Origin of the sequence: Prevotella multiformis (assembly GCF_018127985.1) — a bacterium.
Classification (GTDB): Bacteria; Bacteroidota; Bacteroidia; order Bacteroidales; family Bacteroidaceae; genus Prevotella; species Prevotella multiformis.
Window position 1 is genome coordinate 1345487 of record NZ_CP072357.1, and the last position, 23891, is coordinate 1369377.

General features: G+C 47.7%; 8 protein-coding genes, 1 pseudogene and 1 CRISPR repeat array. All 9 genes and pseudogenes read left to right on the plus strand.

Annotation, left to right across the window (positions count from 1 at the left end):
- The first annotated feature begins 26 nt into the window (after positions 1-26).
- The 9 genes and pseudogenes from J4864_RS05370 to cas2 all read left to right on the plus strand — a co-directional run bounded on the left by J4864_RS05370 (position 27) and on the right by cas2 (position 14006).
- Positions 27-293, plus strand: a complete 267-nt coding sequence (locus tag J4864_RS05370; RefSeq protein WP_211813996.1) for a hypothetical protein — start codon at positions 27-29, stop codon at positions 291-293.
- 445 nt (positions 294-738) lie between these two features.
- On the plus strand, positions 739-1890 hold the full coding sequence (locus tag J4864_RS05375; RefSeq protein WP_211813997.1) for an N-acetyltransferase: 1152 nt from the start codon (positions 739-741) through the stop codon (positions 1888-1890).
- 284 nt (positions 1891-2174) lie between these two features.
- Positions 2175-4133 carry a DNA topoisomerase IV subunit B gene (locus tag J4864_RS05380; RefSeq protein WP_211813998.1) on the plus strand — a complete coding sequence of 653 codons (1959 nt, stop codon included), beginning with the start codon at positions 2175-2177 and terminating at the stop codon, positions 4131-4133.
- Between the two features lie 99 nt (positions 4134-4232).
- Positions 4233-4646, plus strand: coding sequence for a four helix bundle protein (locus J4864_RS05385; protein WP_246479383.1), 414 nt, complete (start codon positions 4233-4235; stop codon positions 4644-4646).
- Between the two features lie 60 nt (positions 4647-4706).
- Positions 4707-6275 carry a S41 family peptidase gene (locus J4864_RS05390; RefSeq protein WP_211813999.1) on the plus strand — a complete coding sequence of 523 codons (1569 nt, stop codon included), beginning with the start codon at positions 4707-4709 and terminating at the stop codon, positions 6273-6275.
- A gap of 370 nt (positions 6276-6645) precedes the next feature.
- Positions 6646-8901 (plus strand): polyribonucleotide nucleotidyltransferase, encoded by a 2256-nt coding sequence (pnp, locus tag J4864_RS05395; protein ID WP_007367761.1) that lies wholly within the window; start codon positions 6646-6648, stop codon positions 8899-8901.
- A gap of 660 nt (positions 8902-9561) precedes the next feature.
- Complete coding sequence (cas9, locus tag J4864_RS05400) at positions 9562-12711, plus strand: type II CRISPR RNA-guided endonuclease Cas9 (protein WP_317194558.1); 3150 nt, start codon at positions 9562-9564, stop codon at positions 12709-12711.
- A gap of 15 nt (positions 12712-12726) precedes the next feature.
- Positions 12727-13658: pseudogene (gene cas1, locus J4864_RS05405) on the plus strand (type II CRISPR-associated endonuclease Cas1).
- Between the two features lie 6 nt (positions 13659-13664).
- Positions 13665-14006, plus strand: coding sequence for a CRISPR-associated endonuclease Cas2 (gene cas2, locus J4864_RS05410; protein WP_211814000.1), 342 nt, complete (start codon positions 13665-13667; stop codon positions 14004-14006).
- Positions 14007-14689: 683 nt separating this feature from the next.
- A CRISPR array of direct repeats spans positions 14690-23649; the repeat unit is 47 nt; unit sequence GTTGTTGTTGCTACCACAAAGGTAGGAATTTTCAAGCAAATCACAAC.
- Positions 23650-23891 lie beyond the last annotated feature (242 nt).

Here is a 23891-nt window from a genome sequence, read left to right on the forward strand (position 1 = left end):
CAGGCTGCCGGCAGGAGGCGGTTGGAATGATACCTGATAAAATGGGTTCTTCCGTTAAATGCGTAGATTGGAGAATAAAGGCTTATGCACTGGCAGGGTATGACTGTCCAAAACCAGATGGCCTTAAAAAGGAGGATGAACTGAAAGATGAAATGCAGGAAAGGCCAATAGATACGATGCCTGACCATCAGCCTGTCTTTCCGTCTTCCACAGACAACCTTATTCCCATGTCATCGGTATTTGTAAACTGTTTTCATGCAACCCAAACTGACACATGCCTTTCTGGCTTCTAAAAGATGCCTGATTGACCTGCAACAGGTGCTCTATCAGCGTGCAACTAACGCCCTTTTGAAGTCCAATCAGGCACCTTTTACGAACGGCTTGACAACCAATTGATTGACTGCTGGTTACAGACTTGCTTTTTGCACGTGTCCTTTTATATCTGCAGATGATCTGTTTGAAATTATGTAATGACTTTTCAAAATCTTGTCTGTATTTCAACGTATTAAAATGAAAAGGCTTTTGTATCGGAGGATGATAACAGGACAGGAAGTTGGCCGTCCCGGCCATGTTTTTGTTTCATGAATCACCTCGGTTCTTCCGTTAAAGCTATGCGAAAAGCATCTGCACATTGAACGGAAGAAGCGATAAAATGCCGTTCAAGATTTGCCAATCTGCCTTTTTATTAGTACTTTTGCACGTTTAAGACAAGGAAAATAACGAATTTAGAATAACGGAATGTCATCAGTTCAGATAAAGAGAGTAGAGACGAAGAAAGACCTCAAGGATTTCATCGAGTTCCATTATGATCTCTACGAGGGCAATCCCTACGATGTGCCCAGTCTCTACAGTGACGAGTTGAACACGCTCTCGAAAGACAGGAATGCGGCCTTCGACTTCTGCGAAGCTGAGTATTACCTTGCCCTGAAGGACGGCAGAGTAGCGGGGCGCGTGGCTGCCATCATCAACCACAAGGCCAATGAGAAGTGGAAGAAGAAGGACGTGCGGTTCGGCTGGATCGACTTCATCGATGACATGGAGGTGTCATGTGCCCTGTTCCAGGCCGTCGAAGACTACGGCAGACAGAAGGGCATGGAGGCCGCCGTGGGACCGCTGGGCTTTACCGACATGGATCCGGAGGGAATGCTGACGTGGGGCTTTGACCGGCTCGGCACGATGGCGACCAGTTACAACTACGCGTATTATCCGCGGCACATGGAGCAGCTGGGCGGCTGGGTGAAGGACAATGACTATGTGGAATATTACCTTGAAGTGCCCGAAAAAGCTCCGGAGAAGTACACGAAGATTGCCGAGATGGTGGAGAAACGCTACAACCTCCATGTGCGCAAGCTGACGAAGCGGGACATCTTCGAGGGAGGCTACGGCAAGAAACTCTTCGACCTGATCAACCTGACGTATGCGGATCTGTACGGCTTCTCGGAACTGAGCGACCGGCAGATAGACCAGTACATCAGGATGTACTTCCCCCTGGCCGACCTCAACCTCGTCACGGCTGTCGAGGACGGCAACAAGGACAACCAGCTGGTGGGCATCGCCATCACCATTCCCTCACTGAGCCGGGCACTGCAGAAATGCCGCCGCGGACGGCTTCTCCCCTTCGGATGGTGGCATCTGCTGCGCGCCATCAAGTGGCACAAGACCGAGGCCGTAGACCTGCTTCTGATAGGCGTGCTGCCTGAATACCGGGCAAAGGGTGCCAACGCCCTTGTCTTCGCCGACCTCATCCCGCGCTATGTGGAGTATGGATTCAAATGGGGCGAGACGCAGGTGGAGATGGAGACCAACGAGGGCGTGCAGAGCCAGTGGGGACCGCTGGATCCCATCAACCACAAGAAACGCAGATGTTACAGGAAGAGCCTGACGGACTGATAGAGGACCGGAGGCTGACGATCCGCCTGCATATCGGCCGTGAAGCGTCGGAGGCAGGCGGAAGACAGCTGACTCCCTGTCGCACAGCGGGAGACTTTTGACCATCAGGTTCTCTGCATCCTGATACGACTTGCCGGACGGGGGGAAGCCCGGTTACGGTCTGCTTGTCCGGCACCGGCGGCACACCCTGTTCATGCACGATGCCCCCGCCATTCATCCCTCCTGTTCCCCCGAAAGACAGACAGCCCCCGACCACTCACCATTCATTACCCATTATCCGCTATATGAACCCATCATCATCAACCATCACCCCCGATGCATCACCGGTAGAATATACCGACGACAACATCCGGCACCTGTCGGACATGGAGCATGTACGTACCCGGCCGGGGATGTACATCGGCCGGCTGGGCGACGGCAAGCTGCCGGAAGACGGAATCTATGTGCTCCTGAAGGAAGTAATCGACAACTCGATCGATGAGTTCAAGATGAATGCCGGCGACCGGATCGAAATCGACGTGGAAGACAACCTGCGTGTCAGTGTCCGCGACTACGGCCGCGGGATTCCGCAGGGCAAGCTCGTCGAGGCCGTCTCGGTGCTGAACACCGGCGGAAAATACGATTCCAAGGCTTTCAAGAAGAGCGTCGGACTGAACGGTGTAGGTGTGAAAGCCGTCAATGCGCTCAGTTCCCATTTCGAGGTGAAGAGCTACCGGGACGGCAGGGTACGTGAACTCACGTTCGAGAAAGGCAACATCCAAAACGACAGAACAGCGAAGTCTTCGGATGAAAGCGGGACATACATCTACTTTGAACCGGACAATACGCTCTTCAAGAACTACAGTTTCCATGATGACATCGTGGAAGAGATGCTCCGCAACTACACTTATCTGAATACGGGACTGACCATCATGTACAACGGACGGCGTATCCTCAGCCGCCATGGACTGAAGGACCTCCTGACGGACAACATGACCGTAGACCCGCTGTATCCCATCGTCCACATGAAAGGAGAGGACATTGAAATAGCCTTCACACATACCAACCAGTACGGAGAGGAATACTATTCTTTCGTGAACGGGCAGCATACCACGCAGGGCGGAACGCACCAGACGGCCTTCAAAGAGCATATTGCGAGGACGATCAAGGAGTTCTTCGGCAAATACGAATACGGTGACATCCGCAACGGACTGGTGGCGGCTATCGCCGTGAACGTCGAGGAACCGGTCTTCGAGTCGCAGACGAAGATCAAGCTCGGTTCCACCCAGATGGCACCCGACGGCGAATCCATCAACAAGTACGTGGGTGATTTCATCAAGACAAACGTCGACAATTATCTCCATATACACAAGGAAGACTTCACGGACATACTTGAAAACAAGATCAAGGAGACCGAACGGGAACGCAAGGCGATGGCGGGCGTGACGAAACTGGCGCGTGAACGTGCCAAGAAAGCCAACCTGCACAACCGCAAGCTGCGCGACTGCCGTGTGCATTACTGCGATGTGAAGAACAACCGGAAAGAGGAAAGTTCCATCTTCATTACAGAGGGGGATTCGGCCAGCGGAAGCATCACCAAGAGCCGGGATGTCAACACACAGGCGGTGTTCTCGCTGCGCGGCAAGCCCCTCAACTCCTTCGGACTGACGAAGAAGGTGGTGTATGAGAACGAGGAGTTCAACCTCCTTCAGGCTGCCCTTGACATCGAAGACGGCCTCGACTCGCTGCGTTATAACAAGGTGATCGTGGCGACGGATGCTGATGTGGACGGCATGCACATCCGTCTGCTCATCATCACCTTCTTCCTGCAGTTCTTCCCCGAACTCATCAAGAAAGGCCACGTCTATGTACTTCAGACCCCCCTCTTCCGTGTCCGTAACCGCCGGACGAAGATAAAAGACAAGCAGGTCATTGCCGATGCGGATGCCCACCGTGCCAAGAACGAAAAGAAGAACGATTTTATCACACGTTACTGCTACTCCGAAGAGGAGCGTCTGGCGGCCATCTCCGACCTCGGTCCCGAGCCTGAAATAACCCGATTCAAGGGCCTCGGTGAGATTTCACCTGATGAATTCGCCCATTTCATCGGCTCTGACATGCGCCTCGAACAGGTTACCTTGCACAAGAACGACCAGGTTTCCAAGCTCCTGGAATACTACATGGGCAAGAACACGATGGAGCGTCAGAACTTCATCATCGACAACCTCGTCATTGAGGAGGACCTGCCGGAGGAGGAAGAGTAAAAAAGTAAAACGGTAATAGGCGAAAGAAAAGGAAAAAGTAATATGGTAAAAATCAGAAAAGTAAAATAACAGAAGGGTAGAAGATCGTAAATAAAAGGGATGATACGTGAGTTGGAAGTAACAATAAATCATCAAATAAAGAAAATTCTCATGCCTGATAGTATTGTTTATGTTTTGTCTAAACGTTTCTCTCTACGTGTGATAAAACTTTACCAACTCCTAAGTGGAGAGAAGCATGAATACGTAATATCAAGGCAAATCCTTCATTCTGCAACAAGTATTGGAGCAAACATCGCAGAAAGAAAGTTTGCACAAAGTCAAGCTGATTATCTGAGCAAAATACGTATTGCACTTAAAGAGGCGAATGAAACCTTATACTGGCTTGAACTGCTTTGTGAGTCTGGTTATATAGAGCAGTATTTGTTTGATTCTTTAGCAAATGATGTCCGTACTATTATTGGTACATCAGTGAATAATATTAATAAAATTGAAAAGCGAAACAGAAGTCTTTAAGAGGACTTTTTATTGCTTTTTCAAGAGCATGACAAAATGATTAAATTATAAAATTAGTCTATGAGAAGATATATCTGTCTTTTACTTTTTTACCTTTTCACCTTTTTACCTTTGTATTCTCAGCAGCATAACGCTTCTCCATTGCGGAAGCTCCAGCTGGCGGAGATGGCGATAACGAACTTCTACGTGGACTCCGTGGACGAACAGAAGCTGGCGGAGGATGCCATCAGAGGCATGCTCGAGAAGCTCGACCCGCATTCCACCTATACCGACGCCAAGGAAACCAAGGCGATGAACGAACCGCTGCAGGGCGACTTCGAGGGAATCGGCGTACAGTTCAATATGATCAACGATACGCTCGTCGTGATCCAGCCTGTCGTCAACGGCCCTTCCGAGAAGGTGGGAATCCTTGCCGGCGACCGGATCGTGAACGTCAACGACTCTTCCATAGCCGGCGTCAAGATGGCACGCATCGACATCATGAAGCGGCTGCGTGGCAGGAAAGGGACGAAGGTGAAGCTGGGCATCGTCCGCCGGGGCGTGAAAGGCACGCTGACCTTTGTCGTCACACGCGCCAGGATTCCCGTACATACCCTCAATGCCGCCTATATGATCCGGCCGGGCGTGGGCTATGTCCGCCTGGAAAGTTTCGGCATGAAGACGCACGGAGAGTTCATGTCGGCAGTAGACTCACTGAAGAAAAAAGGCATGAAGACGCTGCTCCTCGACCTTCAGGACAACGGCGGCGGCTATCTCCAGTCTGCCGTGCAGATCGCCAATGAGTTCCTGCGGAACAATGACATGATCGTCTATACCGAGGGACGCCGGTCCCGCCGGCAGGACTTCCGGGCAATGGGCAACGGCCGCCTGCAGGATATCAAGGTCTATGTGCTGGTCAACGAACTGTCGGCATCGGCCGCAGAGATTGTCACCGGAGCCATCCAGGACAATGACCGGGGGACGGTCGTCGGTCGAAGGACTTTCGGGAAAGGGCTTGTACAGCGGCCGCTCGACCTCCCCGACGGCAGCATGATCCGGCTGACCATCGCCCATTACTACACGCCCAGCGGCCGCTGCATCCAGAAGCCGTACAAGAAAGGCGACCTGAAAGACTACGAGATGGATCTCGAGAACCGGCTCAGACACGGCGAACTGATCCACCCGGACAGCATCCATTTCTCCGATTCACTGAAGTATTACACCCTCCGGCGGCATCGTGTCGTGTACGGCGGCGGCGGCATCATGCCCGACTGTTTCGTCCCGCTCGATACGACCCGTTTCACCCGTTTCCACCGTCTCCTGGCCGCCAAGAACATCATCATCAACGCCTATCTGAAGTATGTGGATGCAAACCGGCAGGCACTGAAGACCCAGTACAGGTCGTTCGACGCATTCAACAAGACGTATGGCATACCGCAGTCGCTGCTCGATGCAATCGTGTCAGAGGGAAAGAAAGAGAAGATAGAACCGAAAGATGCCGCCGAGATCAAGACGACGCTTCCTTACCTCAGCCACCAGCTGAAGGCACTCGTGGCTCGTGACCTCTGGGACATGAACGAGTACTTCCGGGTATGGAACGAGCAGAGCGATATCGTCAACAAGGCCGTGCAGCTGGCAGCCGGCAAGTAGAGGGACAGCGTACGGCAACCGCTTCAGACGGATTTCAGCAGGCCGCCAGAAGGAAGTGAAGGAGAATATACGGCAGATCCAGCGCATTCCCGCCGGTCTCCAGCCTCCCGGACAGCCACACCGAGAGGGCAGGTTTCATGGAACGCACACGTCGACAGGAGCGTTTCCGCAACCTCCCGGATTCGACGGAAGAGCCAAAATATCTCCGTATTTATTTGTGTGTTACATATATAATAGGTAAATTTGCACGGATTAAATTTTGTGGAACGCGTGAGAAGGTAAGCGTCATGGCAGCGGAGCTTCGCCAGAGGTTACCCCCTTTTGGTTCCCTAAGATGTTGGTCAAAACAATAAGTATTTTAAAATTTTAGATGAACGTAATTACGAAAACAGTTCAGTTGCCAGATGGAAGAACCATCTCAATTGAAACCGGAAAGGTTGCAAAGCAGGCTGACGGCGCAGCGGTACTCCGCATGGGAAACACCGTACTTCTCGCCACTGTTTGTGCAGCCAAAGAGGCAGTTCCGGGCACAGACTTCATGCCTTTGCAAGTTGATTATCGCGAGCAGTATTCTGCCGCAGGTCGTTACCCAGGCGGTTTCACCAAACGCGAAGGCAAAGCCAATGACGATGAAATCCTTACATCACGCCTTGTGGACCGTGTTCTCCGTCCACTTTTCCCATCAGATTACCACTGCGAGGTCTATGTACAGGTCATGCTGCTGTCGGCCGACAGCGTTGACCAGCCTGACGCCCTTGCAGGGTTTGCAGCATCCGCAGCACTGGCTGCATCAGACATCCCCATCGAACACCCCACCTCAGAAGTCCGCGTAGCCCGCATCAACGGCGAATACGTCATCGATCCTACCTTCGAGCAGATGAAGGAGGCAGACATGGACCTCATGGTCGGTGCCACCAAGGACAACATCATGATGGTCGAGGGCGAGATGGACGAGGTTTCCGAGCAGGACCTCATCGGCGCTCTGAAGGCAGCGCACGAGGCCATCAAGCCTATGTGCGAGATGCAGGAAGAACTTTCGAAGGCCTGCGGTACGGACGTGAAGCGCGAGTACGACGATGAGATCAACGACGAAGAGCTGCGCGAACAGGTACGCAAGGAGACCTACGACGCCTGCTATGCCGAGGCACAGAGCGGCGACAACGACAAGAAGCACCGCGAGGAGACCTACGAGAAGATCAAGGCAGACTTCACCGAGGCATACGATGCGGCCCACACAGACCTTTCAGAAGACGACCTCGAAGAAAAACACGCAGAAATCGACCGTTACTTTGCAGACGTGCAGCGCGACTCCATGCGCCGCAGTGTCCTCGACACCGGCAAGCGCATGGACGGCCGTGCGACAGACGAGATACGTCCTATCTGGTGCGAGGTAGACACGCTGCCGATGCCCCACGGAAGTGCGCTCTTCCAGCGGGGAGAAACCATGTCGCTCTCTACCTGCACCCTCGGCACGAAGATGGACGAGAAGATGATCGACAACGTACTGGAGAAGAGCTACCAGCGTTTCCTCCTCCACTATAACTTCCCGCCGTTCTGCACCGGTGAGGCCAAGGCACAGCGCGGCGTAGGCCGCCGTGAGATCGGCCACGGCCATCTGGCATGGCGTGCGCTGAAGGGCCAGATTCCGGCCGACTTCCCCTACACCGTCCGTCTGGTAAGCCAGATCCTCGAGTCCAACGGCTCGTCTTCCATGGCGACCGTATGCGCCGGCACGCTGGCGCTGATGGATGCAGGTGTCCCGATGAAGAAGCCGGTATCAGGCATCGCAATGGGTCTGATCAAGAACCCGGGCGAGGACAAGTACGCCGTACTGAGCGACATCCTCGGCGATGAAGACCACCTGGGCGACATGGACTTCAAGACGACCGGTACCCGTGACGGTCTGACCGCCACACAGATGGACATCAAGTGCGACGGTCTGTCGTTCGAGATTCTTGAGAAGGCGCTCATGCAGGCAAAGGCCGGCCGTGAACACATCCTCAACCTCCTGACCGACACGATCGCAGAGCCGCGTGCAGAGATGAAGCCGCAGGTTCCACGCATCGTGCAGCTGGAAATCCCCAAGGAGTTCATCGGTGCCGTCATCGGCCCCGGCGGCAAGATCATCCAGCAGATGCAGGAAGATACAGGCGCCGTCATCACCATCGACGAGACCGACGGTGTCGGCAAGGTGCAGGTTTCCGCTCCCAACAAGGAGTCGATTGATGCCGCTCTCGGCAAGATCAAGGCGATTGTCGCCGTACCGGAAATCGGCGAAATCTACGAGGGAACGGTACGCTCCATCATGCCTTACGGCTGCTTCGTGGAGATCCTGCCGGGCAAGGACGGTCTGCTCCATATCTCCGAGATCGACTGGAAGCGTCTCGAGACAGTAGAGGACGCAGGCATCAAGGAGGGCGACAAGATCAAGGTCAAGCTCCTCGACATCGACCCGAAGACCGGCAAGTACAAGCTCTCACGCCGTGTACTGCTCGAGAAGCCGGAAGGCTATGTCGAGCCGCAGCGCCGGCCGCGCGGAGACCGTCGCCCACGCCGTGACGGTGAACGCCGCCATGACGACCGCCGGCCGCGCCGCGAGTTCAGCGACGGCGAGAACAACGATTGATCGTCCGTTCTCCCTATAATAGACTTTTAAACTCATAAGAGGCTTTTAAAATCCCCCCGCAGGCGGCTTTCAACCTGCGGGGGGATTTGCTTTGTACACACCTGAAAACGTGCCTCTGCCCAGCTGTCACATCAACTTGTGACACACCCTCCGTCGGTTTTGAATTAGTTTTACAGATAGAACCAGTGTCTTCTCCCTTTTTCTGCGACTTTCCGCCCCTGTAAACAGGGAGGACCGACTGCCCGGATTCCAATCAGCCGTCACCTGCATTCCAACCGATGCCCGGTTGCACGTCAAGTGGTGCTTTCTTGAAGTCCAAGTAACGCCCTTTTGCAAGGGAATCGGACATCTTTTCCAATGGGTCTGCTATGTATCTGATAATAAGGTGCTTGCAATCCCCCCGACCCGGTTTATATCGGTCGTCTTCACGTACATCGCTTAAATCCATGGGAAATAGGACGATACCGGTTCCGGCATCGCATCCATGAGTAAATTATCTGAACAAAAACAGTCCATGGCCTGCATCAGGAAGCAGCGGAAAGGATTGATTCCTTTCTGCAATCAGTGGCGGACCTCCCCCATTGGGGCAGACTTCCTTGCTGCCGCCCGGTGCAGAAAAGAGGGACAGGATGCAAAATAAACAGGCAGACCGTTGGGAATGTGGAAGTTAATGTCCTCAACCTCCGGCTGTATGACAGGACGGACGACAGAGAGGTAACTGCCGGGTATCTGCCGACAAAAGAAGACTATGTCAGGCTGTTCGTTTATCTGAACGACCGGAAAGAGATCAACCAGGATACATTGCTGAAGGACTATTTCAGACTGAAGAAAGTGAAATGCGGCAATGAGAAGGAGTTCGCCATCCGGTGGAATTACATTGAAGACAAAGAAAAGAAATACCCCTGCAACGAGACGAGACATGAGCTGCTGGCCGCACTCGACAGAGCCGGCATGGAGCACGGCTGGCTTGACGACAGCGGCCGGCAGTATCGGCTCTGGCACCTGCTCTACTCGGTGGAAGCCAAAGATGAGGCCGAGGGAGCCTTGCGCAGACTGAAGGATGACGACAAATTCGTCAGTGAATTCCTGAAAATAAAGCCTTTCAGGAAAGAATACGGAGCCTACTCGGAGAAAGCGGTGAAGAAGCTGCTGGCCGTCATGCGCACGGGCAGCCTGTGGCGGGAAGACGAGATATGCACGGCTACGAAAGAGAGAATCAGCCGCATCATAGAAGGAGACATCGAAGAGGAAATCAAAGTCAGAATGAGGCATACGGCATGTCCCTTCAGGTCTGTTACCGACTTCCAGGGACTGCCCGAGTGGCTGGCCTGCTACGTGGTGTACGGCAGACATTCCGAAACGACAGACATACAGCGGTGGAAGAAGCCGGAGGACCTGATGGCTTACATCAGGAAATTCAGGCAGCATTCGCTCCGCAATCCGATCGTGGAGCAGTGCGTCCTCGAAACGCTCCGCACCGTCCACGACATCTGGAAGGAAGCCGGACAGATAGACGAAATCCATGTGGAGTTAGGACGGAACATGAAGAGCACGGCGGAGCAGCGGAGGAACATGACGGAAAAAGTACTGCGGAACGAGAACACCAATCTGCGCATCAGGCGTCTGTTGATGGAACTGAAGAATGAAGCCGACATCAGGGAGGTACGCCCGTATTCGCCGATGCAGCAGGAGATACTGCGCATCTACGAGGAGGGAGCTCTGCAGGAACTGACGAAGGAGGACAGCGAATATGCAGAGATCGCCAGAATATCAAAGACGGCACAGCCCTCGGCGAAGGAACTGCTGAAGTACAGGCTGTGGCTGGATCAGAAGTACTGTTCGCCCTATACCGGCAAGCCCATATCCCTGTCAAAGCTCTTTACTCCGGCTTATCAGATAGAACATATTATCCCGCAGAGCCGTTACTTTGACGATTCTTTCAGCAACAAGGTAATCTGCGAATCGGAGGTAAACGCATTGAAAAGCAACAGATTAGGATATGAGTTCATCAAGGAACACGGCGGAGAGATTGTCGCCTGTACGATGCTGGGCAATGTACGCGTGCTGAACGAGCAGGAATACAAGACATTCGTAACGGGACATTACGCCAATAACCGGCGCAAGAGAGAGAACCTCCTGCGGGAGGATATACCGATGGAGTTCGCCAATCGGCAGATGAACGACAGCCGGTACATCAGCAAGGTGGTGAAAGGTCTGCTTTCCAACATCGTACGGACGGCAGAGGAGAGAGAGGAGACATCAAAGTTCGTCATATCCTGTACCGGCAGGATTACCGACAGGCTGAAACAGGACTGGGGACTGAATGATGTCTGGAACAGCCTTGTATATACCCGTTTCAAACGGCTCAACGAACTGACGGAGACAGAAGCCTTCGGGCATTGGCAGGACAAAGACAGACGGGTGTTCCAGACTTCCGTCCCCCTGGAACTGCAGCGCGGGTTCAGCAAGAAGCGGATAGACCACCGACACCATGCAATGGACGCACTGGTGATTGCGTGTGCCTCCCGAAACATCATCGGTTATCTTAACAACGAGTCTGCCGAAAGTCCGGAGAAGCGGGAAGACCTGCGCCGGAAACTGTGCGACAAAAACCGCATCATCCGGAAGCCATGGGAAAGCTTCACACAGGATGCCCGTGCAGCGCTGGAAGACATAGTCGTCAGCTTCAAGAACTATGTCCGCATCATCAATAAAGCCACGAACTACTATGAGCGGTACGATGCCGACGGCAGGAAGACAAAGGCAGAACAGAAAGGAGGGGAGATGTGGGCAGTCCGAAAGCCGATGCACGAAGCGACCTATTATGGAAAGGTCAATTTAAGAAGGAAGGAACGGGTCAGCCTGAAGGCGGCTTTGGAGGATATTCCTTCCATCTGCAACAGGGATCTGCGCGACTATATTAACGGATTGGTGGAAAAGCATTACAACAAGAAACAGGTGCTGGCTCGTTTCAGGAGCGTCGGCAACCGATGGAACAAACAGCATATCGACAAGGTGGATGTCTGGCGGTTCAGCGACGGAAAGGAAGAAATGGTAGCAACAAGGAAACCGCTTGACACCTCGTTTGATGCCAAACGCATCGAAGCTGTCACCGACACGGGAATCCAAAGGATTCTCTCAAACTACCTGGAAGCAAAGGGAGGAGATCCTAAGATAGCCTTCACACCGGAGGGAATAGCCGACATGAACCAGCATATAACGGCTTATAACAACGGGAAGCAGCACAAGCCGATATTGAAGGTGAGAGTCTCTACAAAGCTCGGAAAGAAATACCCCGTAGGACAGACGGGCTGCAAAGCCGGGCAGTTTGTGGTTGCAGAAGCCGGGACCAACCTCTACTTTGCAGTCTATGAAGATGGGGAAGGCAACCGGAGCTACGATACGATTCCTTTAAATGAGGCGGTAGAATGTCTGAAACAGGGACTTCCACCGGTTCCCGAAACGAGAGAGAAAGGAGACCGTCTGAAGTTTTATCTCTCACCGAATGATCTTGTGTATGTACCGGCGGGAGACGAGGAGAATGAAATAGACAGAGAACGGATCTACAAGTTTGTTGATTCCAGCGGTACGACAGCGAACTTCATCCCTCACAGGACAGCCGGACTTATTTACAATGTGGACAAGAAACTGGCCGAGGCATTGTGTAATGGCAGCATCATTCAGAATGAATATGGCGTAGGAAGTCAGCAATCCAAAAATCAGAAGGCACTGACAGGGGAAATGGTCAAGGCCGTCTGCTGGAAACTGGAGGTAGACCGGTTGGGGAACATTCTTAGAATCATAAAGTAAAGACCGCACAGAACCATGATAAAGAAGACCCTTTGTTTCAGCAGCCCTGCCTATCTGAGCCTGGGCAATGCGCAGCTGGTGCTCCGGCTGCCTGAAGTGGAGAACAATGAGACGCTGCCGCAGAGGATGAAAAAAGAAGCCGAGCGCACCATCCCGATAGAAGATATTGGGGTGGTGATGCTCGACAACCGGCGCATCACGGTTACGTCAGAAGTCCTGGAAGCGCTGCTGGAAAACAACTGTGCCGTCATCACCTGCGACCAGAAGGGGATGCCGGTCGGGCTGCTCCTCCCTTTGTGCGGGAACACGACACAGAACGAGCGGTTCCGCTTACAGCTGGACGCCTCTCTTCCTTTGCGCAAACAGCTCTGGCAGCAGACGGTAAAGCAGAAGATTCTCAACCAGGAGCGTGTATTGCATGCAAACACGGACAAGAACACCGGCTGTATGCGTGCGTGGGCGAATGACGTACGCAGCGGCGACACCGACAATCTCGAAGGGAGAGCCGCCGCATATTACTGGAAGAACCTTTTTGCAGGTCATCCCGGCTTCGTCCGTGACAGGGACGGGGCACCACACAACCATCTGCTCAATTACGGTTATGCCATCCTGAGAGCTGTCATAGCCCGGTCATTGGTGGGAAGCGGACTGTTGCCCACACTGGGTATCATCATCATAACCGTTATAATGCTTATTGTCTGGCCGATGATGTGATGGAACCATACCGCCCGTATGTCGACCAGCTGGTCATCGACATCATCCGTCGTAATGAGGATATATCGGTTCTGACGAAAGAACTGAAGATGCAGCTTTTGATCATCCCCATGCTGGATGTTGTCGTCAATGGAAAACGAAGTCCGTTGATGATTGCCGCACATCAGACGACGCCCTCTCTTGTCAAATGTTTCTCGGGAGAAATCCGACGTGTCAGCTATCCGAAAATGTAGGTTATCATGATGCGGCTTGATCGTTTCAGTGAATATCGGATTATGTGGATTCTCGTGTTCTTCGACCTGCCTACGGAAACCAAGAAGGAGAAGAAAGCCTATGCTGACTTCCGTAAGTCCTTGATGAAAGATGGATTCACTATGTTCCAGTTCTCTATTTACGTACGCCATTGTGCGAGTATGGAGAATGCCGAAGTCCACATGAGACGGGTTCGGGCAATGCTCCCTAAGATCGGGAAAGTTGGCATACTGTGTATTACGGATAAACAATTCGCCAATATACAGCTTTTCTACGGGGAAAAGCCGAAGCCTCCCAATGCTCCCGGACAGCAATTGGAACTCTTTTAGACTAAAACCTGTGAAAAGTGGGCTCTTCCGTTAAATGCGTAGATGAAGCTCTTTGATATTTATGGGATGTCAAAGGATCTGTATCACGTATCAAGTTATATGCAACATTGATTTACGTTGGTTGGGAAATAAGTGCGTGACGTTTTGGAAGACAAACACAGATCTTCCCCTAGTGTCAGCAATCGTACTATTTGTTCTGCACCATAAAGTCAGTGAAAATCATACAGATAGCAAAATTTTTAGGAACTTATTGTTCCTCAGATACTTATAATACATATTAATAATAAATTACGTGTTTAGTTACGGAATTAAGGATAAAAGTATCAGTTGGAGTATCTTTCTCTGAATGTTTGGATAAAAGTCATTCAGATTATAGTTTCCTGTAACGGTTACTACTTGAAACAAAATAAAACTGGATAAATGTGCCTGTATTTCCGGTAAACAAAGGCTATAGGAATTTCAAGCATTATTTTCCGAACAACAATAGTTTAAAATGCACCTTCAATAAGAGTTTCGTAGAAGTAATGGTAAAACAGACAAGAAGTATCATATTTTTCTTATTCCTTATGTCATAGTAAGCAAAAAGTCCCACACCTTAAAGTGTAGGACTTTTGCCTTGTGGTATTTTTTATTTTCCAAACGACAACCCATCCATCTGATAGTCAACCATTTGTCTTCAATGAGTTGTTGTTGCTACCACAAAGGTAGGAATTTTCAAGCAAATCACAACAAACTTGAAAAGATCCTTTATCCGATTCAGGTTGTTGTTGCTACCACAAAGGTAGGAATTTTCAAGCAAATCACAACGAAGTTCAACGACTTCAGCGTCGAAAGTCTGTTGTTGTTGCTACCACAAAGGTAGGAATTTTCAAGCAAATCACAACTTCTGCCGGAAAACTCTTCAATGGCATATCGGTTGTTGTTGCTACCACAAAGGTAGGAATTTTCAAGCAAATCACAACAGGGGTGTAGGGGGCTTATTAAGCCCCCCGTTGTTGTTGCTACCACAAAGGTAGGAATTTTCAAGCAAATCACAACCAAGATGCTGTCCGGTGACGGCAGCTGGAGTTGTTGTTGCTACCACAAAGGTAGGAATTTTCAAGCAAATCACAACAGGGGTGTAGGGGGCTTATTAAGCCCCCCAGTTGTTGTTGCTACCACAAAGGTAGGAATTTTCAAGCAAATCACAACGTCTTCGTCTGTTTCTGATTTTGATTTCAGTTGTTGTTGCTACCACAAAGGTAGGAATTTTCAAGCAAATCACAACATGCAACGAAGCAGTATCTGATTGATGTGCGTTGTTGTTGCTACCACAAAGGTAGGAATTTTCAAGCAAATCACAACAAGTCCAACTATGACTGGAAACAGATTCTGTTGTTGTTGCTACCACAAAGGTAGGAATTTTCAAGCAAATCACAACGACAACCATGGTCGTGTCTACGGCTCGTCTGTTGTTGTTGCTACCACAAAGGTAGGAATTTTCAAGCAAATCACAACAAGCTTGAAAAGATCCTTTATCCGATTCAGTTGTTGTTGCTACCACAAAGGTAGGAATTTTCAAGCAAATCACAACGCTGTCACGCATGACGTTGCTTCATTTGTTGTTGTTGTTGCTACCACAAAGGTAGGAATTTTCAAGCAAATCACAACAACTCCGTGGTGCAGTCACTTGTTAACTTGTTGTTGTTGCTACCACAAAGGTAGGAATTTTCAAGCAAATCACAACATGTCGGATGGCGTGTATCAATTCCAGATGGTTGTTGTTGCTACCACAAAGGTAGGAATTTTCAAGCAAATCACAACGGTTTCCTGATCGGCATGACTGCCATCTACGTTGTTGTTGCTACCACAAAGGTAGGAATTTTCAAGCAAATCACAACGGCCGCCGGTTGTATAACGTATTCCGTGGTGTTGTTGTTGCTACCACAAAGGTAGGAATTTTCAAGCAAATCACAACCGATGCAACGAAGCAGTATCTGATTGATGTGTTGTTGTTGCTACCACAAAGGTAGGAATTTTCAAGCAAATCACAACGACAACCATGGTCGTGTCTACGGCTCGTCTGTTGTTGTTGCTACCACAAAGGTAGGAATTTTCAAGCAAATCACAACAGGGGTGTAGGGGGCTTATTAAGCCCCCCGTTGTTGTTGCTACCACAAAGGTAGGAATTTTCAAGCAAATCACAACATACTGCTATTACACCTATCCTGACGACTGTTGTTGTTGCTACCACAAAGGTAGGAATTTTCAAGCAAATCACAACCTTCTGAACCTCATGACAATAACTTTACAGTTGTTGTTGCTACCACAAAGGTAGGAATTTTCAAGCAAATCACAACGATGCGTAAGGAGTTCGCTACGTGCGTCATGTTGTTGTTGCTACCACAAAGGTAGGAATTTTCAAGCAAATCACAACAGCAGACCGATTCTTTTTTGCCTGAACGAGGTTGTTGTTGCTACCACAAAGGTAGGAATTTTCAAGCAAATCACAACAAGTCCAACTATGACTGGAAACAGATTCTCGTTGTTGTTGCTACCACAAAGGTAGGAATTTTCAAGCAAATCACAACAATTACGTGGTGCAGTCACTTGTTAACTTGTTGTTGTTGCTACCACAAAGGTAGGAATTTTCAAGCAAATCACAACAAAAAAGGAGATATACCGCTGGCCGGTGTAGTTGTTGTTGCTACCACAAAGGTAGGAATTTTCAAGCAAATCACAACCGAGCCTGTTACTGTCATGAGGCAGGTTGAGGTTGTTGTTGCTACCACAAAGGTAGGAATTTTCAAGCAAATCACAACCGCCAGCGGTGCTACTACTTCCTCTTACGGTTGTTGTTGCTACCACAAAGGTAGGAATTTTCAAGCAAATCACAACAAAAAAGGAGATATACCGCTGGCCGGTGTAGTTGTTGTTGCTACCACAAAGGTAGGAATTTTCAAGCAAATCACAACGACTTCCGTCTGTGTAACTTTGACGATGGCGTTGTTGTTGCTACCACAAAGGTAGGAATTTTCAAGCAAATCACAACGCAATAGACTGCGCCGTCACCACATCCACAGTTGTTGTTGCTACCACAAAGGTAGGAATTTTCAAGCAAATCACAACGCCGTATGATGCCTATACTGTTGAATCACTGTTGTTGTTGCTACCACAAAGGTAGGAATTTTCAAGCAAATCACAACTTTGATGCGGCAACGGAAGATTCAGGCTCAGTTGTTGTTGCTACCACAAAGGTAGGAATTTTCAAGCAAATCACAACAGGACAATTCCTTTCCAATGCTGCTTCAGCGTTGTTGTTGCTACCACAAAGGTAGGAATTTTCAAGCAAATCACAACTCCCTAAAGACGTTTTTAAAAGTCCTTGAGGTTGTTGTTGCTACCACAAAGGTAGGAATTTTCAAGCAAATCACAACAAGGATTTGGTCCTTCTGAATGGGGATTTAGTTGTTGTTGCTACCACAAAGGTAGGAATTTTCAAGCAAATCACAACGTATTCGTTTGGATAATGATACTTCTCGTAGTTGTTGTTGCTACCACAAAGGTAGGAATTTTCAAGCAAATCACAACCGTTACCCTCAGTTGGGCTATTTTGATAGGTTGTTGTTGCTACCACAAAGGTAGGAATTTTCAAGCAAATCACAACAATTTTTCTGACCTTTTTGATCGTCAGGTCGTTGTTGTTGCTACCACAAAGGTAGGAATTTTCAAGCAAATCACAACCCGTTCGTCGCATTCTGCGCCTTTCGTTTTGTTGTTGTTGCTACCACAAAGGTAGGAATTTTCAAGCAAATCACAACAGACAGCTAGTGCGCAATGCTGTTATGCCGGTTGTTGTTGCTACCACAAAGGTAGGAATTTTCAAGCAAATCACAACTATACTCTTAAGAAAGCCGTATCAGACAAGTTGTTGTTGCTACCACAAAGGTAGGAATTTTCAAGCAAATCACAACATAAATCAATCTGTGTGAATCCCGAGTGCGTTGTTGTTGCTACCACAAAGGTAGGAATTTTCAAGCAAATCACAACGCCTCAGTTAACGACCTATAGAGTGCTTCAGTTGTTGTTGCTACCACAAAGGTAGGAATTTTCAAGCAAATCACAACCCCTTTGTCCCAGTATAGTCCTGTATGTTGGTTGTTGTTGCTACCACAAAGGTAGGAATTTTCAAGCAAATCACAACCTTGGCGCAAATCAAGGCAAGGCACTTGACGTTGTTGTTGCTACCACAAAGGTAGGAATTTTCAAGCAAATCACAACTTCAGTCGGACATGTTGCGCCTGACGCATGCGTTGTTGTTGCTACCACAAAGGTAGGAATTTTCAAGCAAATCACAACCAAGACTTGACCAATAGCAAAAACGTGCGGTTGTTGTTGCTACCACAAAGGTAGGAATTTTCAAGCAAATCACAACATATCTGACGGTGTATATCAGTTCCGCATGGTTGTTGTTGCTACCACAAAGGTAGGAATTTTCAAGCAAATCACAACCGATAGCAGCACCGTACTTCCGCTCATCGAGTTGTTGTTGCTACCACAAAGGTAGGAATTTTCAAGCAAATCACAACTTCGACAACTACTTCCCAACTCGTAATGTCGTTGTTGTTGCTACCACAAAGGTAGGAATTTTCAAGCAAATCACAACTTATCTTCGTTCTTCTGATTTGTTAAAAAAGTTGTTGTTGCTACCACAAAGGTAGGAATTTTCAAGCAAATCACAACTGCTTGGGATGACTGCCATATACCCCGATTGTTGTTGTTGCTACCACAAAGGTAGGAATTTTCAAGCAAATCACAACATCTTTCATAGAGCGCCTCTATTCTATGCGTTGTTGTTGCTACCACAAAGGTAGGAATTTTCAAGCAAATCACAACTTCTCGTCAGAGTATCAAGTCTGGTCAGCGGTTGTTGTTGCTACCACAAAGGTAGGAATTTTCAAGCAAATCACAACAGGGTGAGAAGTTGAAATTTGATGGTCGGAGTTGTTGTTGCTACCACAAAGGTAGGAATTTTCAAGCAAATCACAACGTCTCGTCAGAGCATCAAGACCGGTCAGCGGTTGTTGTTGCTACCACAAAGGTAGGAATTTTCAAGCAAATCACAACGGGGGTGTAGGGGGTCTGATTCAGACCCCCGTTGTTGTTGCTACCACAAAGGTAGGAATTTTCAAGCAAATCACAACTGATGGCGAATCCTTTGGGTTCATCCCTCGGTTGTTGTTGCTACCACAAAGGTAGGAATTTTCAAGCAAATCACAACCAGGTCTCGCCTGTCGATACCGTTGCAGCTGTTGTTGTTGCTACCACAAAGGTAGGAATTTTCAAGCAAATCACAACAGCAGAAGTGAGTGAAACGCACAAGATAGAGTTGTTGTTGCTACCACAAAGGTAGGAATTTTCAAGCAAATCACAACCAAATAGGTTACTTGCTGCCCTCGCTTGTTAGTTGTTGTTGCTACCACAAAGGTAGGAATTTTCAAGCAAATCACAACACTGTTTTGTAACCGTCAATTTGTTACACGTTGTTGTTGCTACCACAAAGGTAGGAATTTTCAAGCAAATCACAACATCTGTGAAATAGACATCCTTTCTACGATGTTGTTGTTGCTACCACAAAGGTAGGAATTTTCAAGCAAATCACAACTAGAAGGAGGTTCTCATGCATCCGGCCATGAGTTGTTGTTGCTACCACAAAGGTAGGAATTTTCAAGCAAATCACAACAATGAGGTGCTTGACGCTTTGGTCAACCTGTTGTTGTTGCTACCACAAAGGTAGGAATTTTCAAGCAAATCACAACTTGCTGTAAGACTGCCGTTCGCCTTTGCAAGTTGTTGTTGCTACCACAAAGGTAGGAATTTTCAAGCAAATCACAACATGTCGGGATGTCCTTGAAGTTCTTGCCTGTTGTTGTTGCTACCACAAAGGTAGGAATTTTCAAGCAAATCACAACCTCATTCTGCGCCGTTCGTGTTTAACTTGAGTTGTTGTTGCTACCACAAAGGTAGGAATTTTCAAGCAAATCACAACGAAAGAAAGGCAGAAGGTTATTTGTCTATGGTTGTTGTTGCTACCACAAAGGTAGGAATTTTCAAGCAAATCACAACTGGTATGACGGTATAAATACATCTATCATGTTGTTGTTGCTACCACAAAGGTAGGAATTTTCAAGCAAATCACAACAGAACTCGTTATTATCCGTATTGAAACCAAGTTGTTGTTGCTACCACAAAGGTAGGAATTTTCAAGCAAATCACAACAGAACTCGTTATTATCTGTATTGAAACCAAGTTGTTGTTGCTACCACAAAGGTAGGAATTTTCAAGCAAATCACAACCTAGTCTCTTTCGTTTGGTTCGTAATTATCAGTTGTTGTTGCTACCACAAAGGTAGGAATTTTCAAGCAAATCACAACATATTCCTTATTGCTTTGTTACGTATTTCAGTTGTTGTTGCTACCACAAAGGTAGGAATTTTCAAGCAAATCACAACACGTGACAACTTGATTAAGCAAGGTAAGTCGTTGTTGTTGCTACCACAAAGGTAGGAATTTTCAAGCAAATCACAACCGTCTGTTGATTTCGATGCCCTCGGCTACGAGTTGTTGTTGCTACCACAAAGGTAGGAATTTTCAAGCAAATCACAACCCTGATTCAGTGTCTAACCGTTTGATTTAGGTTGTTGTTGCTACCACAAAGGTAGGAATTTTCAAGCAAATCACAACTAGAATTCCAAAACCTGTTCCTGTCTCATCGTTGTTGTTGCTACCACAAAGGTAGGAATTTTCAAGCAAATCACAACAAAATAAATATTTTATGAGTTTTGATTTTAGTTGTTGTTGCTACCACAAAGGTAGGAATTTTCAAGCAAATCACAACTTCGGGTATTTTATAAAATCACTATCAGATGTTGTTGTTGCTACCACAAAGGTAGGAATTTTCAAGCAAATCACAACTCGCTTTACAAGTCTATCGTTGAGCTAACTGTTGTTGTTGCTACCACAAAGGTAGGAATTTTCAAGCAAATCACAACTAAGCAGTTTCTACATTATTAGTTTCCTCGTTGTTGTTGCTACCACAAAGGTAGGAATTTTCAAGCAAATCACAACGCGTGCCTGGTATAATCCGAAGATGTGTTTGTTGTTGTTGCTACCACAAAGGTAGGAATTTTCAAGCAAATCACAACTTCTCCGCAGCATCGTCCAATGCTACTGTAGTTGTTGTTGCTACCACAAAGGTAGGAATTTTCAAGCAAATCACAACAAACAGCTCCTGCGTTACCCTCAATTAGGCGTTGTTGTTGCTACCACAAAGGTAGGAATTTTCAAGCAAATCACAACAAGATGCAGGATTGAGTGTTGCTGCTTTGGTTGTTGTTGCTACCACAAAGGTAGGAATTTTCAAGCAAATCACAACGAACGCCGTATAGCTGATATGCGTGCGTCTGTTGTTGTTGCTACCACAAAGGTAGGAATTTTCAAGCAAATCACAACAGGGGTGTAGGGGGGCTTTATAAGCCCCCCGTTGTTGTTGCTACCACAAAGGTAGGAATTTTCAAGCAAATCACAACGGAATGCCGTCACATTCTCCATTCGTCAAGGTTGTTGTTGCTACCACAAAGGTAGGAATTTTCAAGCAAATCACAACTGAGGAGAAAGCATCATTATTTGCTCTCACGTTGTTGTTGCTACCACAAAGGTAGGAATTTTCAAGCAAATCACAACAATCCGCTGGAGGGTGGCATCGTCCACGCCGTTGTTGTTGCTACCACAAAGGTAGGAATTTTCAAGCAAATCACAACAATTTATTGAAATTATGATCTTTATTGATGTTGTTGTTGCTACCACAAAGGTAGGAATTTTCAAGCAAATCACAACAAGCGACCAAGCAGTATCTGATTGATGAACGTTGTTGTTGCTACCACAAAGGTAGGAATTTTCAAGCAAATCACAACTCAATGGCCTTTCTATCTCCTCTTCTACTTTGTTGTTGTTGCTACCACAAAGGTAGGAATTTTCAAGCAAATCACAACATGGATTCGTGTGTTGTCTCCATCATTTGTGTTGTTGTTGCTACCACAAAGGTAGGAATTTTCAAGCAAATCACAACTGCTGCTGGTGTGCCTCTGCAGGCTGTCAAGTTGTTGTTGCTACCACAAAGGTAGGAATTTTCAAGCAAATCACAACTTGAACTTTCAAAGTACCGTCTGCTTTAAAGTTGTTGTTGCTACCACAAAGGTAGGAATTTTCAAGCAAATCACAACATCTCTTCGTCTGAACTCAAGCAGGCTGTTGTTGTTGTTGCTACCACAAAGGTAGGAATTTTCAAGCAAATCACAACTATGACTTCGAGGTTTACGTTCCCGTCTGGTTGTTGTTGCTACCACAAAGGTAGGAATTTTCAAGCAAATCACAACTATAATCGCCCAAAATTCTTTCCAGGCCGTGTTGTTGTTGCTACCACAAAGGTAGGAATTTTCAAGCAAATCACAACAGGGGTGTAGGGGGGCTTAATAAGCCCCCCGTTGTTGTTGCTACCACAAAGGTAGGAATTTTCAAGCAAATCACAACAAGCAGATCCTCGACAAGATGCTGTCTGGTGTTGTTGTTGCTACCACAAAGGTAGGAATTTTCAAGCAAATCACAACGCTATGATGTCCAGTTCGGTGCGCGACCGTGTTGTTGTTGCTACCACAAAGGTAGGAATTTTCAAGCAAATCACAACATAGTCCTACACCAGTAGTTTCCATCAGAAGTTGTTGTTGCTACCACAAAGGTAGGAATTTTCAAGCAAATCACAACACGAGTGCATGCGAGTTCTGAAGCCGAACGGTTGTTGTTGCTACCACAAAGGTAGGAATTTTCAAGCAAATCACAACCCAGTCCGTAGTACTCGTCAGGCATGCGCAGTTGTTGTTGCTACCACAAAGGTAGGAATTTTCAAGCAAATCACAACGACTATCCGGCTTTTAATTTTTTGGTTCGTGTTGTTGTTGCTACCACAAAGGTAGGAATTTTCAAGCAAATCACAACATGGCAAGGTTGTTGGTAAGGAATCTATCAGTTGTTGTTGCTACCACAAAGGTAGGAATTTTCAAGCAAATCACAACCAACCCTTTTTTCTTCTTATTCTGCGTTAAGTTGTTGTTGCTACCACAAAGGTAGGAATTTTCAAGCAAATCACAACGGTGTCGACACTATTGTGTCTGCTGCTGAAGTTGTTGTTGCTACCACAAAGGTAGGAATTTTCAAGCAAATCACAACGGTTATGAATTGACACCTCTTGCTTGTATGTTGTTGTTGCTACCACAAAGGTAGGAATTTTCAAGCAAATCACAACGGTTATGAATTGACACCTCTTGCTTGTATGTTGTTGTTGCTACCACAAAGGTAGGAATTTTCAAGCAAATCACAACTTTGTACCAATTTTGACGGTTGATGGATAAGTTGTTGTTGCTACCACAAAGGTAGGAATTTTCAAGCAAATCACAACTGGTGCTGAACAACACCGGCGGCGAGAACGGTTGTTGTTGCTACCACAAAGGTAGGAATTTTCAAGCAAATCACAACTGCCGGCTGGATTGTTTACCGCATTAACAAGTTGTTGTTGCTACCACAAAGGTAGGAATTTTCAAGCAAATCACAACATGTTGTAAGTGTAGAGGGTGTGTCAAAATGCAAATACCATTTTGATAATCTCACAGTTTGAAACAATCCAATAGAAATGACCATTTCTGTACTCGATTCTGAGTAAAGAAATGGTCTTTTCTTTGTTGTAGGAAAAACCTGCTTATAGTTTGAAAGTTGTCAAGTTATTCATCTGCATTTTGACACACCCTACTTAATGAATATGAAGTTTGAAGTTATATAATCGCCTTGAACATGCTGA

Excerpts from the sequence above, each read along its gene's own strand:
- J4864_RS05375 (WP_211813997.1), top strand. The coding sequence starts at position 739 with ATGTCATCAGTTCAGATAAAGAGAGTAGAGACGAAGAAAGACCTCAAG.
- J4864_RS05390 (WP_211813999.1), top strand. The coding sequence starts at position 4,707 with ATGAGAAGATATATCTGTCTTTTACTTTTTTACCTTTTCACCTTTTTA.
- cas2 (WP_211814000.1), top strand. The coding sequence starts at position 13,665 with ATGATGCGGCTTGATCGTTTCAGTGAATATCGGATTATGTGGATTCTC.
- J4864_RS05380 (WP_211813998.1), top strand. The coding sequence starts at position 2,175 with ATGAACCCATCATCATCAACCATCACCCCCGATGCATCACCGGTAGAA.
- J4864_RS05370 (WP_211813996.1), top strand. The coding sequence starts at position 27 with ATGATACCTGATAAAATGGGTTCTTCCGTTAAATGCGTAGATTGGAGA.
- pnp (WP_007367761.1), top strand. The coding sequence starts at position 6,646 with ATGAACGTAATTACGAAAACAGTTCAGTTGCCAGATGGAAGAACCATC.
- J4864_RS05385 (WP_246479383.1), top strand. The coding sequence starts at position 4,233 with ATGATACGTGAGTTGGAAGTAACAATAAATCATCAAATAAAGAAAATT.